The sequence below is a fragment of the Limnothrix redekei LRLZ20PSL1 genome (assembly GCF_043235035.1).
Lineage (GTDB): Bacteria > Cyanobacteriota > Cyanobacteriia > CACIAM-69d > CACIAM-69d > CACIAM-69d.
This window is the reverse complement of the sequence record NZ_JAZAQF010000078.1, coordinates 58,750-74,114: the sequence shown is the minus strand read 5'-3', so window position 1 is coordinate 74,114 and position 15,365 is coordinate 58,750. Positions and strand designations below refer to the sequence as shown.

At 57.0% G+C, this 15,365-nt stretch carries 13 protein-coding genes; 6 read left to right on the top strand and 7 right to left on the bottom strand.

What is annotated here, in order from left to right; translation table 11 throughout:
- Positions 1 to 14 precede the first annotated feature (14 nt).
- Both VPK24_RS13030 and VPK24_RS13025 read right to left on the bottom strand, forming a co-directional pair.
- Positions 15 to 1,403 carry an LCP family protein gene (locus VPK24_RS13030; protein WP_393013962.1) on the bottom strand — a complete coding sequence of 463 codons (1,389 nt, stop codon included), beginning with the start codon at positions 1,401 to 1,403 and terminating at the stop codon, positions 15 to 17.
- A gap of 304 nt (positions 1,404 to 1,707) precedes the next feature.
- Positions 1,708 to 2,748, bottom strand: a complete 1,041-nt coding sequence (locus VPK24_RS13025; protein ID WP_393013960.1) for a hypothetical protein — start codon at positions 2,746 to 2,748, stop codon at positions 1,708 to 1,710.
- 305 nt (positions 2,749 to 3,053) lie between these two features.
- Between VPK24_RS13025 and VPK24_RS13020 the strand changes: the two genes are divergently transcribed.
- Together VPK24_RS13020 and VPK24_RS13015 are read left to right on the top strand one after the other, a co-directional pair.
- The gene (locus VPK24_RS13020; RefSeq protein ID WP_393013959.1) at positions 3,054 to 3,671 is read left to right on the top strand and encodes a phycobiliprotein lyase; all 618 of its coding nucleotides are present in this window, start codon (positions 3,054 to 3,056) and stop codon (positions 3,669 to 3,671) included.
- Between the two features lie 468 nt (positions 3,672 to 4,139).
- Entirely contained in the window at positions 4,140 to 4,901 is a 762-nt protein-coding gene (locus VPK24_RS13015) for a phycobilisome rod-core linker polypeptide (protein ID WP_393013957.1), read from the top strand.
- 348 nt (positions 4,902 to 5,249) lie between these two features.
- Here the strand turns inward: VPK24_RS13015 and groL are convergent, their stop codons facing one another.
- Positions 5,250 to 6,956, bottom strand: coding sequence for a chaperonin GroEL (groL, locus tag VPK24_RS13010; protein ID WP_393013955.1), 1,707 nt, complete (start codon positions 6,954 to 6,956; stop codon positions 5,250 to 5,252).
- Positions 6,957 to 7,407: 451 nt separating this feature from the next.
- Positions 7,408 to 8,016 (bottom strand): hypothetical protein, encoded by a 609-nt coding sequence (locus tag VPK24_RS13005; protein ID WP_393013954.1) that lies wholly within the window; start codon positions 8,014 to 8,016, stop codon positions 7,408 to 7,410.
- 180 nt (positions 8,017 to 8,196) lie between these two features.
- Between VPK24_RS13005 and pheS the strand changes: the two genes are divergently transcribed.
- From pheS to folK, 4 genes are all read left to right on the top strand, one after another.
- Positions 8,197 to 9,201, top strand: a complete 1,005-nt coding sequence (gene pheS / locus VPK24_RS13000; RefSeq protein WP_099534160.1) for a phenylalanine--tRNA ligase subunit alpha — start codon at positions 8,197 to 8,199, stop codon at positions 9,199 to 9,201.
- Between the two features lie 56 nt (positions 9,202 to 9,257).
- The gene (locus VPK24_RS12995; protein ID WP_393013952.1) at positions 9,258 to 9,995 is read left to right on the top strand and encodes a pantothenate kinase; all 738 of its coding nucleotides are present in this window, start codon (positions 9,258 to 9,260) and stop codon (positions 9,993 to 9,995) included.
- A 290-nt stretch (positions 9,996 to 10,285) separates the two neighbouring features.
- Positions 10,286 to 11,059 (top strand): SDR family oxidoreductase, encoded by a 774-nt coding sequence (locus VPK24_RS12990; RefSeq protein WP_393013950.1) that lies wholly within the window; start codon positions 10,286 to 10,288, stop codon positions 11,057 to 11,059.
- 96 nt (positions 11,060 to 11,155) lie between these two features.
- Positions 11,156 to 11,566, top strand: coding sequence for a 2-amino-4-hydroxy-6-hydroxymethyldihydropteridine diphosphokinase (gene folK / locus VPK24_RS12985; protein WP_393013948.1), 411 nt, complete (start codon positions 11,156 to 11,158; stop codon positions 11,564 to 11,566).
- Positions 11,567 to 11,642: 76 nt separating this feature from the next.
- On the opposite strand, the gene purU is transcribed toward folK, so the two are convergent.
- From purU to VPK24_RS12970, 3 genes are all read right to left on the bottom strand, one after another.
- The gene (gene purU / locus VPK24_RS12980) at positions 11,643 to 12,497 is read right to left on the bottom strand and encodes a formyltetrahydrofolate deformylase (protein ID WP_099534156.1); all 855 of its coding nucleotides are present in this window, start codon (positions 12,495 to 12,497) and stop codon (positions 11,643 to 11,645) included.
- Positions 12,498 to 12,700: 203 nt separating this feature from the next.
- Positions 12,701 to 13,417: a DUF4340 domain-containing protein gene (locus tag VPK24_RS12975; RefSeq protein ID WP_393013946.1), complete on the bottom strand. Its 717-nt coding sequence runs from the start codon at positions 13,415 to 13,417 to the stop codon at positions 12,701 to 12,703.
- 13 nt (positions 13,418 to 13,430) lie between these two features.
- Positions 13,431 to 15,248, bottom strand: a complete 1,818-nt coding sequence (locus VPK24_RS12970; RefSeq protein WP_393013944.1) for a GldG family protein — start codon at positions 15,246 to 15,248, stop codon at positions 13,431 to 13,433.
- Positions 15,249 to 15,365 lie beyond the last annotated feature (117 nt).

Below are 15,365 nucleotides of genomic sequence, written 5' to 3'. Positions count from 1 at the left end.
CATCTAATCCAACCTTAAGGCGCGGCATCACTGCCCAGGCGCACCGTAATATCGGAACCTAAATCGCCCGTTGCCGATCGATCCAAGGAACCGTAGCCTAGCCGCCGTTGCACCAACTCAGCCAGATCCAGATCGCCGCCCTGGACAATGATTTGGGTGTCCCGTTGCACTTGGGGCCAAGCATCGATCGCTCGCACTTGCTGGAACCCCGCCCGCCGCAATTGGGCGATCGCGGCCGCCAATCGGGCCGGATCGCCGCTGGCATTTTGCACGGAAATGCGGCTGAAGGTTTGACCATATTGATCGCGGGCACTGGCGCTGAGGAGTTTGGTGCGCCGACCAACGCCGGGTCGATCGGGCGGAAAGTAGCTTTCCAACAGGCGGGCAACGGCCTTGGGATCGGGGTTCCAAAAGTTGCTGGCATCCATCTGACCCGGCAACAGCAACAGACGCACCTGCTCCGGCTCCTGCTGAATCAACAGGTGAACAAGGGCCAGCACTTCCGGGCGAGCCAGATCCGTGCGCAGGTACTTGTGAACCCGTTGGGCAATTTGGGGCAATTGGGGCAACACACTGGGGCTGAGGGCCCGATCGCGCAGGGCCCGTAACAGCAATTGCAACCGCTGCACCCGATCGAGTTCGCCCCAAGCACTATCCACTCGGTAGCGGGCGAATTGTTCCGCAGCACTGCCATCCAAGCTTTGCCAACCGCTATTCAATTGAATTTTGAGTTGTCCCGCCCGATCGCGGTAGCGCATCGCCTGGGGCACAGACAGTTCCACCCCACCCAGCAGATCGACCAATTCTCGCAAGCCTTCGGGGTTCAACCGCACGGTGCGATCGATCCGCAACCCGCCCAGGGTGTTGCTCACGGACTGCTGCACCAGGGCCGTACCGCCGATGCTGTCCGCTTCGTGCAATGCGCCCACGGCTCCGTTGGGAAACACCACCCGCGTATCCCGAGGCAACGACATCACCGTCACAGTGCCGTCGGTGGGATCAAATCGGGTCAGCCAAATGGCATCCGCATGACCATTCAAGGCTTCCGGCGCGCCCAGGGGAATTCCGGGCGAAGGCTCCACCCCCAAAACCAAAATGGTGAGCGGTTGCAGGAGGCGATATTGCAATCCGCTCCGCCACAGGTGCTCTAGGGTTTCGTGGCGCATGAGGGGCATCACGGCCGGATCCAGGGGCATGAACAGGGCTGCGGCGGCTCCCAAGGTGGCTGAAATCGTGCCGATCGCCACGCCGGCCATGCCCCAAAACAGCAAGCGGGCCAACCAGCCCGATCGCGGTTGTTGCCAATCGGCAGCCATCCACCGCCCCAACCGATCGGAATAGGGAGTGGCGGGCGGCTGAGCCGGTTGATCCGTGGGGGAGGAAAAGGGAGAAAACTGACTCAACGCTGACCTTAGACCCTAATTACGAATTGAAATTTACGAAATGGGATTTGAGATTTGAGATTTAGGATTTGGAATTTGGGACTAGGGCGTGTCGTCAAATCGTCTGAAGCCTTGATTCTGCCGTTGGCAGATCGTGGGGGACAAGATGCTTAAGCCCCTTGTTACAGCAACTGGGACATGGACTGGGACATGGAAAATCAATCGTTGCCACCTGATCCTAGGAAATGACGACAGGCCCTAATGAGAAAATGTGATTTCTGGTTCTTTTTCCTGTTTTTTGGACGAGTTTTCTAGCCGATCGCGCTCACGCCTTGGGCGACAAGCGCATTGTAAGCCGTAAATAGATGGCGATCGGCTGACCTGTGGCAGTGAGGGCCGGCAAAAATCGCAGTTGGGCGGCGCGGGCTTCGAGGGCCTGTTGGGTTGTCGCACTTAAGCCCGGGGTCAGCAATCCCGCAAAGCCAACGGAGCCATCGGCCATCACGGCCAACCGTAAATCCACCGCTCGATCGGTCCAATTGGCTAACTCTGGATAGTCTCGCAAGTTCAAACTCGGCGGCGCGGATTGCAACTGGGGCAGGCGGCTCAGGTCGGCCGCTTGGACGATCGGGCTGCCATCTCCCGGCGTGGTTAGTTCTAACCCAACAATCGCCAGGCCGAATGCTTGGTTTCCCCCCTGGCCTGGGTTGGGGTTGGTGCTTGGGCCGCCAGAATTCCCGGCATTGGGAGCGGGCGGGCTATTGGGATTTGGCCCCGTTCCATTGGGAGCAGAATTCGGGGCGATCGGGCGATTTGGGGGCGCATTTTGCCAACCGGGAGCGGCATAGTCCGGGGGCATGTTCGGATCGATCGGGTCGGGGTTGAAGGGCCGATCGGGAATCGGGGCCCCACCAGTCGGCTCGCCGGGCCAGCGGGGTTGGCTGGCGGCCCCCGAGCCTTGCAGTTGACCCGGATCCACTTGCCGCAGGGGAGCCAGCGGCCGCAACGGTTGCCCCGCAGTGGGATTTACCGGAGGAGCGCCGGAAGCAGCCGGATTAGTCGCCACAGCACTCGCGGGATTAGCGGGAACGGGGTTGGCGGGATTATTGGGAGCGATCGGCCCCGTTGAAGTTGCCGAGCCACCGGCCGCTGGCAAGGTCACCCGCACCACCGGCAAGGGCCCCGCCGCTGGCCCCGCTTGGGCCCCCGATCGCCCCACACTCCAGAGAGCCAGCCCATGAAGGGCGATCGCACTCAAGGCCGCTCCCCACCAAAACCGGCGCGATCGGGTTGCCGGTTGGTAGTGAATGGGCAAGCCTTCCGGAGCAACAACATGGGTCGATCGAGCAACGGGGCGATCGGGCATGGTCTTTCACCAAATGTCCAACTTGATTCCAAATTCGTCCGTTGATTCAGAAAACCATTCGGACAATCATCCCGAGATTCAGCCCAAGATTTCCGGCAAAATTCCAAGTGGGGTTTCCTGCTGGTCGCCACCTGTTTCAAAATTAACGATTAATCAAACCATTCATCAGCCCATTCGCTAGCCGATTCATTTACCCGAAATTCTGCCACCGCGCTTTCGCGTCTTCAAGAATCCCACTTTGGCCCGCTGCCCAAGCAACTTCAAACCGGTCTCAACCTGTTAATTAACCTTTGCAAACCAATCCTATGACCGCCACCAGCACCGCACCTCAGCTCACCAGCGCCCTCGACTATTTCCGCCAAAGCGCCGGCCAATGGCAATCCCAGCGGGTCACCCACCACCTGGCCTTCCGGCGGGCCGAAGTGGGCGAATCGGAAATTCAGGTGGAAATGCTAGAGGTCACCGATCCGCGTTTGGCCGAAATTTGCCAGATGTATGACATTGACCCTGCCGCCGCGGCCGGTGGGGCCCTGGTGACCTGGAAAAGCTTGATGGCCTGGGATGCTTCCGAAGAAGACAACCACGAGGGACAAACGGTGATGGTGATTGTGCCAGATGCCACGGACGATCGCCGGGGCAAGCTGCTGCGGGAACGGGGCTATGCGGAAACGGCTCCCGTAGCCGGTGAATATCACCTGGACGAGGAAGGGGGCATGGTTTTAACCACGGAATATGAAACCATGAGTTCCGTGGAGCGTTTTTGGTTTCCCAACCCGAATTTACGGATGCGCACCAGTGTGCTGAAGCGGTTTGGCGGCTTCAATACGGCCACGTTCTGCACGGAAGTGCGGGTGGGTTGTGATCAATCGGCGGTGGCGGCCGGGGGCGATCGGGAGCAGGCAATCTCGGCCCTGGGTTGGTAATGCCTGGGTTGGTAATGCCTGAGTGGGCCACGATCGGGTCAGCAAATCCCGGGTTGGCCATTGAGGGGCGATCGCCCGCCAAATTCCTCAGAATCCGACTTGGTTCGTGAAGAACCACCAGCGACGCGAAACGCTTTGGTACAATTTGCGATAGCTAGCAATGCTTTTAAACAGTGGAGTGCTTCGGCGCTTCTGCTGACCGGGCGATCAACGCCTGGCCCCATCCGGCCAACACAGGCGCGATCGCACCATTCCCACAGCGAACCATGCGCGGCTCCCCGTGCATGTCAAGCTTTATTAAGCGTTTTTCAGGAACCGTGCTTGCCCTCGCGGCAATCTCGTAACCTGAAAAATGGCAAATTTGGCAGCGTCACCTTGTTGGTTCCTGCCAGCCGATGTGCCTTTAACAAGCGCACGTTAACAAAGCCCGTGACTTTTTGAGACTACCGAGACTACGGAGATTCTGACGTGGCTATTCCTGTATTGAGCTTCTCCCCTTCTTCGCAAAACCAACGTGTGGCTGGTTACGAAGTGGGCAGTGAAGAGCAACCGAAAATTTACGCAATCGAAAACGTCTTCTCTGGCGGTGACATGGACGAGCTGATCTGGGCGGCCTATCGCCAGGTCTTCAGCGAGCACCAAAACATCGCTAACAACCGCCAAACCTTCCTGGAATCGCAACTCCGTTACGGTCAAATCACCGTTAAGGATTTCATCCGGGGCTTGGCCACGTCGGATAGCTTCCGCCGCCTGAACCTGGACACCAACAGCAACTATCGCTTCGTGGAAATCTGCGTCCAGCGGATTTTGGGCCGTGACGTGTACAGCGAGCGAGAAAAGATCGCTTGGTCGATCCTGCTGCCCACTAAGGGTCTGCAAGGTTTCATCGACGCACTGGTGGATAGCGAAGAATACGCCGCTAACTTTGGCGACAACACGGTTCCTTACCAGCGTCGTCGTGTGCTGCCCCAGCGTACCGGAGGCGAAACCCCCTTCAACCTGAAGACTCCTCGCTACGAGGCTTACCACCGCAGCCAACTGGGCTTCCCGCAAGTGGTGTGGCAAAACTCGGTGCGTCGCTTCACTCCCCAAGAGAAGAAAATTGGCGCTGGCAGCCCCGCTGGGTTCCTCGGCATGGCTCGTTCGGTAACCCCCTCGCTGCCGGTGGTGTCCCGCACGCCTTTGGCCAACATCAACATCGCTACCGCTGTGCCCTATCGCAAGCGCTAATCGCAAGTGCTAAGTGGGGCGATCGGGCGATGACTGTCAAGGTCTTGGGCAGTCATTGCTCGGTTCCTGGTTTTTGCAGGACAAGGCTCAACAATTCACCACAACGCAACAGAGGGCTGGGATAATTCCTGGCCCTCTGTTTTTGCGTTTTTGCGTTTGCCTCAACGTCTCAGCAATTGAGACTCAGTAACTAAAACTCAATTGCTGATGCGATCGCCGATGAGATCGCTGATTCAGTGTTTGAGCTGGGGCACTGGCAAGCTTTTGGATGATGAGAACTGCGGTGGGCCCTATGAAGATGGGCCCAATCGCAGCTAAGGAGACTGGAACGGGCGATCGAGCCAGGAATTACATCCCGAAACCGCCCATACCCATGCCACCCATGCCCATGCCACCCATACCCATGCCGCCCATACCACCCATGCCGCCCATGCCGCCCATGGGATCACCACCAGCGGGAGCAGCGGGTTTCGGTTCGGGTTTATCAACCACGATCGCCTCGGTGGTCAGCACCAAACCAGCGATCGAGGCGGCATTTTGCAGGGCCGTCCGCAACACCTTGGCCGGGTCAATGATCCCTGCCGCTTGGGTGTCTTCATAGGCTCCGGTCAGCGCGTTGAAGCCGATGTGATCGCCCTGGTTACGCACCTTTTCAACCACCACAGCGCCTTCGTAACCGGCGTTTTCGGCAATTTGGCTGAGGGGCGTGGTCAAGGCTTTAGCAACAATGCTGGCCCCGATCGCCTCTTCCTCGTTCAGGGTGGCCTTGAAGCTTTCGGCCAGCTTGGCCAGGCGCATCAGGGTTGCCCCACCACCGGCCACCACCCCTTCCGCGATCGCGGCTTTGGTGGCGTTCACGGCATCTTCAATGCGCAGCTTCCGTTCCTTCAGTTCGGTTTCGGTGGCCGCGCCCACTTTAATTACAGCCACGCCACCGATCAAGCGGGCGATTCGCTCTTGCAGCTTTTCGGTGTCGTAGTCGCTGTCGGTGGCGGCCAGTTCGTCCTTGAGCTGTTGAACGCGCGCGGCAATGGCGGCTTGATCTGCCCGATCGCCCGCCACGATCGTGGTTGAATCCTTGGTGATCGTCACCTTTTGGGCATATCCCAAAACGCTGGTATCACAGGATTCGAGCTTCGTGCCCGTTTCTTCGCTCACCACCTGGCCATCGACCACGAGAGCGATATCTTCGAGCATGAACTTGCGGCGCTCGCCAAAGCCCGGAGCTTTCACAGCGGCCACGTTCAGCACGCCTCGCAGTTTGTTGATCACCAAGGTGGAAAGCGCGTCGCCTTCAATATCTTGGGCAATGATCAACAGCGATTTGCCATCGCGCACCACTCCTTCCAGAATGCTCACAATTTCCGTGAGGCTATTGATTTTGCCGTCTGTCAGCAGCACAGCCACGTTGTGCAACTCCGTGATCATCCGCTCGGAATCGGTCACAAAGTAGGGCGAGGTGTAGCCGCGATCGAACTGCATCCCTTCCACCACATCCACTTCGGTGGTCAAGGATTTCGACTCTTCCACGGTGATCACGCCGTTTTGGGTGACCCGATCAAAGGCATTGGCGATCGTGCTGCCGATTTCTGGGTCGCTACCGGCGGCCACGGCGGCAATTTGGGCGATCGCCTCGTTGCTGCTGATCGGTTGCGCCAGCTCGTTAATTTCCGCCACCAACCGGGCAACGGTTTTGTCAATCCCGCGCCGCAGGGCCACGGGGTTGGTACCGGCGGTCACGTTTTTCATGCCCTCGCGCACCAGGGCTTGGGCCAACACGGTGGCCGTCGTGGTTCCGTCACCAGCAATATCTTTGGTCTTGATGGCCACTTCGCGCACCAAGCGAGCACCCGTATTCTCCAGGGGGCTTTCCAATTCAATTTCTTTCGCGATCGTGATGCCGTCATTCACGATGCTGGGAATGCCAAATTTCTTTTCCAGCAAAACGTTTCGGCCTTTAGGGCCCAGCGTGACGCGCACGGCATCGGCCAAGGCGTTAACACCGTTTTCGAGGGCGCGGCGCGATTCGTCGCTGAAGGAGACGATCTTAACCATAGGGGTGTGGGGTCGCTATCCGTGATTTACCAATGGTTCACCCCAAGACTGTATGCAAATTTGGCACTCTCGGAAAGGGAGTGCTAACCGAACCTATGGCATTTTCCCCGGTTAATTTTCGATCGCTGATGTTTAGACATTGCGCTTGTAGACATTGCGCTTGGCGACTCTGGCTCAGAGACGATCAGCCAATCCCCAAAGCACCCACGTCATCATTGCGCGATCATGAGAAGTTGAGGACTAATCGCCAAATCGCCTAAAACCCTGATTCCGCCGCTACGTGATCGTAAGGGACAAGGGGCTTAAGCCCCTTGTTACGACGATTGAGGCAAGGAATATCAAGCGATTCAGCCTTAATAACGACACCCACTGGGCCCCTTGTCTAGGGCAGTGCGTCCTTAAAAAAATAATTGCAATTTAGACCTTGCTTGATGACAGGGGCGATCGCGCCCTAAATTTCCTCAAAGCGAATATTGGTGTTCATGGTGTCAGGAGACAGCATCGTTCCTTGCAACACCAACACCACCGAGGGGCTGCCGCTGCCTTGAACAGTCACTTGGTCGCCCACTTCCAGGGTGTTGCGCGGGGCGGTGCTGCTGGGTTTGAGGCCCAAGCTGGCCGGTGGGTCAAAAACAATGCTGAACCCCCATTGCCCAATCCTGGTGTTGGTGGTGCGTTCGGTGTAGCCCAGGCGGCCGAGCGCTTGGCGATAGAACTGGATGGCAGCTTCTGCGTTGGATTTGCTCTGGAAGTTCAGGCTTTGCTGGCCGTAGGCATTGGCCGCAAAGATGGCGGGCCGGTTGGCGGGGGCGGTGGTCGGTTGGGGCAACCCGCGCAGAATATTGAGGACGTTGGGGGCGCTGGGCTGGCTGGGGCGGGTTTGGGCGATCGCCCGGGGGGCTGATAAATTCAAAATCCCGATCGCCCCGCCTAGCATTCCACCGGTCACCAGCAAACCCAACAGCCCGATCACCAGGGGATTCGCCAGGGAATTCGGGGTTTGGCGCTGGCTTGTCTGGCCCAGATAGCTGGTCTCAACCGTTTGAGGTTCGCTCATCATTGAAATTAACCAAATCCTAAGGCCAGGATCTTAGGCCAGAAAACAAGCGGGCGATCGCCCGATGCTCTATCCTTTGATGGGACGGGTGATGATTTCAGCCGATCGCTTTGCGATTTTTTGGCGCATTCGGCGAATTCATTAAACCCAACTCCATGCCGCCTTTCTCAATTGTTTTCAGCCATGACTGCCACCCAGGTCAGCGACCTCGAAGCCCAACTGAGCCAACTGCAAGCCGAAGCCCAAAGCGCGATCGGCCAAGCCCCTGACCTCGACGCGATCGAGCAGTTGCGCGTTGCCTTCCTGGGCAAAAAAGGCAAAATCTCCGCCGTACTGGGGGGCATGGGCAAGCTGCCCGCCGAAGATCGGCCGCGGATTGGAGCCAAGGCCAACGAAGTGAAAGACGCGGTGCAAGACCTGCTCGATCGCCGACGGGCAGATCTGCAAGCGGCGGCCATTCGGGCCCGGCTGGATGCGGAAACCTTGGATGTGACCGCGCCGGGAACCTATCGCCCCTTAGGCCGCAAGCATCCCCTCGCCAGCACGATCGACCGGGTAGTCGATATCTGCGTTGGCTTGGGCTACACAGTGGCCGATGGCCCCGAAATGGAAACGGACTATTACAACTTCGAGGCCCTGAACACGCCCGCCGACCACCCGGCCCGCGACATGGCCGACACCTTCTATTTGCCCGACGGCAACCTGCTGCGCACCCACACTTCCGCCGTGCAGCTTCGCTACATGGAAGAGCGCGAACCGCCCATCCGCGTTGTGGCTCCCGGCCGGGTCTATCGACGCGACACGGTGGATGCAACCCATGCGGCCGTGTTCCACCAAATTGAGCTGCTGGCGATCGATGAGGGCCTGACCTTCACGGACATGAAAGGCACGATCGAAACCCTCCTGGGCGAAATTTTCGGGGAAGTGGAAGTGCGGTTCCGCGCCAGCTACTTTCCCTTCACGGAACCCTCGGCGGAGGTGGATGTGAAGTGGAAAGGGCGCTGGCTAGAGGTGCTGGGTTGCGGCATGGTGGATCCCAACGTAATGAAGTCCGCTGGGCTGGATCCTGAGGTCTATTCAGGCTTTGCGGCGGGCTTTGGGGTGGAGCGCTTCGCCATGGTTCTGCACCAAATCGACGATATTCGCCGGGTTTATGCCAGTGATCTCCGGTTTTTGCGCCAGTTCTAAGCTGGTCTCATCCCATCAGGTTTAATTTCCATCAGGTTTAATTAATTGTGCTCCCGATGGCGACGAGCAACGATGGGGCCGATCGCTGGCGATCGCTGATGGTGGGGAATTCGCGCTGGCATTGGGGCGATTGGACGGGCGATCGGCTCGATCGCATCTGGGATGATGCGCAGCCGCCCCCGGATCATCTGGCCCTAGAGCGACCCGTTTGGGCCGCCTCAGTGGTTCCGGGGGCACTCGATCGATGGAGCGATCGGGCTGACTGGCGCATCATCACGTTGGCCGATCTCCCGATCGGGGGGCTGTATTCCACCTTGGGGATCGATCGCGCCTTGGCTGTGCTGGGCGCAGGTCAGCGCTATGGATTCCCGGCCCTGGTGATTGATGGCGGCACGGCCCTGACCGTGACGGCGGTGGATCCCAACCGGCAACTGATCGGCGGGGCGATCGCGCCGGGGTTGGGGTTGCAATTGCGCAGCCTCACGGAAAAAACTGCCGCCCTGCCGGCCGTGCTGCCACCCACCCAACTCCCAACCCTCTGGGCCCAGGACTCGATCGGGGCGATCGCCAGTGGTACGGTCTGGGGCGTGACCGTCCTGGCACAAACTTGGTTGCAAACCTGGCGATCGCGCTATCCCCACGGCACGGCAGTGATTACCGGCGGCGATGGCCCCGCGATCGTGCAATATCTCCGGGCAATTGACCCAACCCTCACGGTTGATTTACACCAGGATCCTTCCGTTATCTTTGCAGGCATTCAAGCCGTTCGTTCTGAAAGGATATCTGAGAAGTAACTTGGGGTACTTGTAAAGGTGCTAGTAGCCGCAGGGGCAAGGGGCTTAAGCCCCTTGTCTTCGTCGATTAATACAACCCACAAGGTAGTAGTTTGGGCTTTTTGGACATCCTCTCAGAACAAGCCAGAATTTTTCCAAAGCCCTTGAGCGCTCATCCGCTACCGATCAACCGCAGATGAGCCAGAACGTAACAGAATATTAATAATCAGTTTAAACTGCTTAATTGCGTTGTTTTGAACTCGTTGGGTCGCGATTGCCCAGGACATTCTGATACTCTATTTCCCCCAATCATGACCCAAACTCAAGGTACGGCACTGGTTACGGGTTCCGCCATTCGGCTTGGCAAGGCGATCGCCCTCGGTTTGGCCAAAGCAGGCTACAACATTGCCCTGCACTATGGTTCCTCCCACGATGCAGCCCAGGAAACAGCAGCGGAATTTCGCGCTTTGGGAGTGGAATGCGAGCTGTTTCCCTTTGACTTACTCCATGAACTGGACATGCAGCCTTTGATCGATCGCGTGCGATCGCGTTTTGGCGATTTAAACCTGTTGGTTAACAGTGCTTCCGTGTATGACGCAGCCCCGATCGCAGAGACAACGCCTGACCTGTTTGCCAAGCAATTTAAGGTGAATTTTGAAGCCCCCTACTTCCTCACCCAAGCCTTTGCCAAAAACGGCGGAACCGGCTGTGTGATTAACATCATCGACAACAAGGTGGCTTTCAACCAATATCAATATTCAGCCTATTTGCTCTCCAAAAAAGCCTTGGCAGAATTTACAAAATTGGCGGCGATTGAACTGGCTCCCCAAGTGCGGGTTAATGGCATTGCTCCGGGTGTCATTTTGCCCGCCGGGAGCCGCACCAGTGACTATATTCAGTGGCGAGTTCAGGGCATTCCCGTGAAGCAACAAGGCTCTACGGAAAATATTTCTCAAGCGGTGAACTATATCCTGAATAATCCTTTTGTGAATGGGCAAATTTTGTTTGTGGATGGGGGCGAATCCCTAACCAATGTGGGGCAAAATGCCGTGACCTACGAGCAGACCACCCAAATTAAGCAATAAACATAAGGGCGATCCCAACCGGTGATCGCCCTTTTTTCCAGCGATCGCCTGTGCCCGTTTAACCAACGTTTGATCCCGCTTCTGAGGCTAAATTCCATGTATCAAGCAATTTTGTCCGTTGGTTCCAACATTGAACCCCAGCACCATTGCCAGCGAGCGGAGCAAATTTTAGCCCAGGAACATCAACTGGTTGATAAATCCGCTTACATTGTGACCGCTCCTGTTGGCTATCAAGATCAGGATGATTTCTTGAATGGAGCCTATTGGGTATCCACCAACTTAAGCTATTTGGAATTTAATCAATATTTGAAGGATTTGGAAAAGCGCCTAGGGCGTGTCAAGGGGCCAATTAAATCTGGCCCCCGGACGATCGACCTAGATATCATTATTTGGGACGGGCAAGTGGTGCATGATGATTTTTATAGCAAGGATTACACCAAGATTCCGGTGCAAGAGCTGCTCGATCGCCACGGAATCCAATTGGCAGCATCCCAGGCGATCGGCTAAGTTTTCAGTAAATTTCTTGCTCCGATCGCATAACCCATTCCGCTACCCATTTTCGGTGAATCCCCGGTTCAAAAACCTACTCAAACACCACCGTGCGGTTGCCATACACCAACACCCGGTTTTGTAAGTGCAACCGCACCGCCCTGGCCAAAACCACTCGTTCTAGATCTTTCCCTTTGCGAACCAAATCCTCAACGGTGTCGCGGTGGCTGACTCGAGAAACATCCTGTTCAATAATCGGCCCTTCGTCCAAATCTTGGGTGACGTAGTGGGCCGTTGCGCCAATCACTTTCACACCCCGATCGTGTGCCCGTTGGTAGGGATTGGCTCCGGGAAATGCCGGCAAAAAGGAATGGTGAATGTTAATCGCATTCGGAAAAGCCGCCACAAATCCCGGGGTGAGAATTTGCATATATTTCGCCAGCACCACCAAATCAATTTGATATTCCCGCAGTAGCTCCAATTGTTTAGCTTCGGCTTCGGCCTTGGTATCTTTGCTGATGGGCACGTGGTGATAGTCGATGCCAAATTGTTGGGCGATCGGGGCCAAGTCCGGGTGATTGCTAATAATGAGAACAATTTTGGCGGGGATTTCACCGGCTTTGTTCCGCCACAGCAAATCCAGCAGGCAATGATCTTGACGGCTAACCCAAATAGCCATCCGGGGTACTTCGTCAGAGAAGTGAAGCTGCCAAGTTGCGCCGAGGGGTTTGGCGATCGCCCCAAAGGCTGGATCAATTAAATCCCGGGGTAAATTAAACCCATCTAGTTGCCATTCCACCCGACTCAAAAAGAGATTGGCTGTCGGGTCTTGGTGTTGGTCGGCGTGCAGAATATTGCCACCGTTGGCATCAATAAAACTGGCAATTTTGGCGACTAAACCCCGTTGATCTGGACAGTTAATGAGCAGTGTTGCAGTGGCTAAAGACATGTTTGCAAAGGTGGCAGGCGCGATCGAACCTTTGAATTTTAAGCGAAACCCCGACAGCAGCCAGCACCGCCGTCCCCACGGGTTTTGCGTAGGGGCGTACCGATGTACGCCCTCCGATGTACGCCCTCCGCCAGGATCAATCGCTTGATCTTCTTTGGGTATTGGGGGATCTGGCGTACCGGAGGGCGCATGGCGATGCGCCCCTACGGTGAGGCTGCGGGCGATGGTGAGGTTGTGGGGCTGGGGCTGAGACTGGGACTGGCTGTGGGATTAGCCGTCGGGCTGACTGTCGAGCTGGCTGTCGGGCTGGGCGTGACCGATCCACTCGGGCTAGGACTCGGGGGCGGCGGCGGTTGCTTCCATTCCGCTAAGGGCCGATCGATTGTGGCGAGCTGAAAATCCTTGGGAATTAAGGACACAGACACCTTACCCGGCAAGGGTTGGGGCGGATCCACCAACGCATAGAGAAAAGAATCGTCAAACCCAGCCTGCCCGATCGCCAGTCGATGTTGCTGGCCGGTTTTCAGGCGCATCGTGATTTCGGCACGGGGGCGATCGAGTCCCAATTCTGCAAGCTGGGCGGGCGATCGCTCAATGGTGCGATCGCGCTGAGACGAGGCCAGCAAACTGGTCAAAAACGCCACGGCTCCATCGCTGGCCGGTTCCGCTGCACTTCCATTCAACCGCAATTCCCACAGGGTTTGCCCCGGTTGGAAGTTGGCCCGGCGATCGAGCTGCACGGTTCGATCGCCCAGCTTCAGGGTCAACTGTTGGATATCAGCTTCCGCAAAGCCAAACAGCTTGGCCTGTTGCTGTTGTTGGGCTTGTTTTTGGGTGGATTGCGTCTCAAACAAAGCCACGCCACCGGCCACCCCCAGGGCGATCGCCAAAATCCAAAGGGTCGAAGATTTGAGCTTCATAGTCGTTCGCTCCCTAGCGTCGCTTCCACCACATCACACCCGCCAAGGTCAGCCCCCCGATCGGGAACACCCCCAACGCCAACAGCAGCAACAGCGCGGACTGTTGATTCGTGATGGTGAAACGTCGGTTATTGGGTTCGCGCGGCCGAATGGAAAGGCTGCTTTCCGCGCGATCGCCCAACCAACCCACCGAATTCAGAAACACATCGCCATTGAGCTGCTGGCTAAATAGCCCATCCGCCATAAACGACGAGTTACCAATCACCACCAACCGAGCAGCTTTCGGAGGGGCCGGGCTGGGACTGGCCGTCGGGGATGCGGTTGGGGATACCGTCGGACTTGGGCTAGCCGTCGGAGATGCGGTCGGGGATGCGGTTGGAGATACGGTCGGACTTGGGCTAGCCGTCGGAGAAGCAGTTGGAGATGCCGTTGGAGATACGGTCGGACTTGGACTAGCCGTTGGGGATGCCGTTGGAGATACGGTCGGGCTGGGGCTGGCCGTCGGGCTAGGACTGGGGGAGGGACTCGCGGCCGGTTCAGGGGCGATCGCCCGTTCCAAGGCAACCCCCAAAACCAACGGCCCTTGGCGATCTTGCGGGGGCGTGAAGGTGAGTTGTTGGGCGGTGGGTTCACTTTCAGCCCAACTCTTTTCGTCGGTTTTGATGAGAGGCGTGGCCGTGATGCCGCTGGTGGTGACGATTTCGAGCGATCGCGCCACCGGGTAAATCGAAACCCCGCCTTTGAAATCCTGGGTGATTGGGTGGTCGCCGTATTGGGTGACGATCGGGGCATCGGGGCCTAAACCGGCCAACTGGCCCGTTCCCGACGCATCCACCACCAGGCGGTTATCCAGCTTCACCCCCCAACGGGTCAGCAACTGGCTGAGGCCGCCATCGGACGCGGGATCCAGCAGCGCCAACAGCCGCCCACCTCGCTGCAAATAGGTTTCCAGCAGTACCAGTTCCCGATCGAGCAAAGGACGTTGGGGGCCAATGATTGCCAAGGCAATGCCATCCTCGGGAATTTTGCCCTCGCGAATCAGGTTCAAGGGTTTGGCGATGAAGTTTTTGGTTTTCAGGCCCGTCACCGCTTCCGTCAAACCGCCCTGTTCTCCTTCAATTGGGCGCTCTCCGTGGCCTTGCAGGAAATAAATCGTTGCTTGGGTGGTGCTGGAAAGCTGGGCGATCGCGTTGGTTAGCTCCGTTTCCTTCAGGCGACTTTCGGGCCCCAAGGTGGTCACCAAGCGTTTCTGTTCACCTGCTTCCAAATACACTTCCCCAAAGGATTTGACCTTAAAACTTTGGGCCCGGCCAAAATCCACCTGTGGATCCACTAATTCATAGGTGAAATTGGGATTTAATTTGGCGTAATTATTCAGCAGTTCCCGATCGGTATCAGAGAGCGATCGATCAAAAACCAAGATTTTGATTTTTTGACCCAAATTGCGCACCGTTTCCTGGGTTTCGGGAGCCAGCGTAAACAGTTGAGTTTCGGTTAAATCAAACTTGGTACTGTAACGAGATCCCAAGAAATTGATCGCCCCAAAAATCAGCAACGCGGCCAAGGTCGCCAACAATGCATTGGTATTAGATTGGGTCGATCGCTGGCTCCAAGTGCGGCGCAAATTACCGTGGGTGACCAGCCAAATCCCGATCGCCACAATGCCAGCGACCATCAGCCCCCCAGCCAAGGGGCCCCAGCCACCCACAAAGCCCGCTGACAGGCCCGCCGTCATCAGGAACAGGCCCACAAAAATTAGATATTTACCGAGATATCTAAGCCCAGATTTGAGATAACGAGGCAACAGTTGCCGCACAGATGCCAGTTTCATAGCCACTAAATCAGTTCCCCCTGAATGGCAAACAAGCCAGAATTAATACTGAATCCACCCAATTTCACTTGCACAATTTCATCTGCTTAATTGCAGTTCCTCAATTGCAGTTCCTCA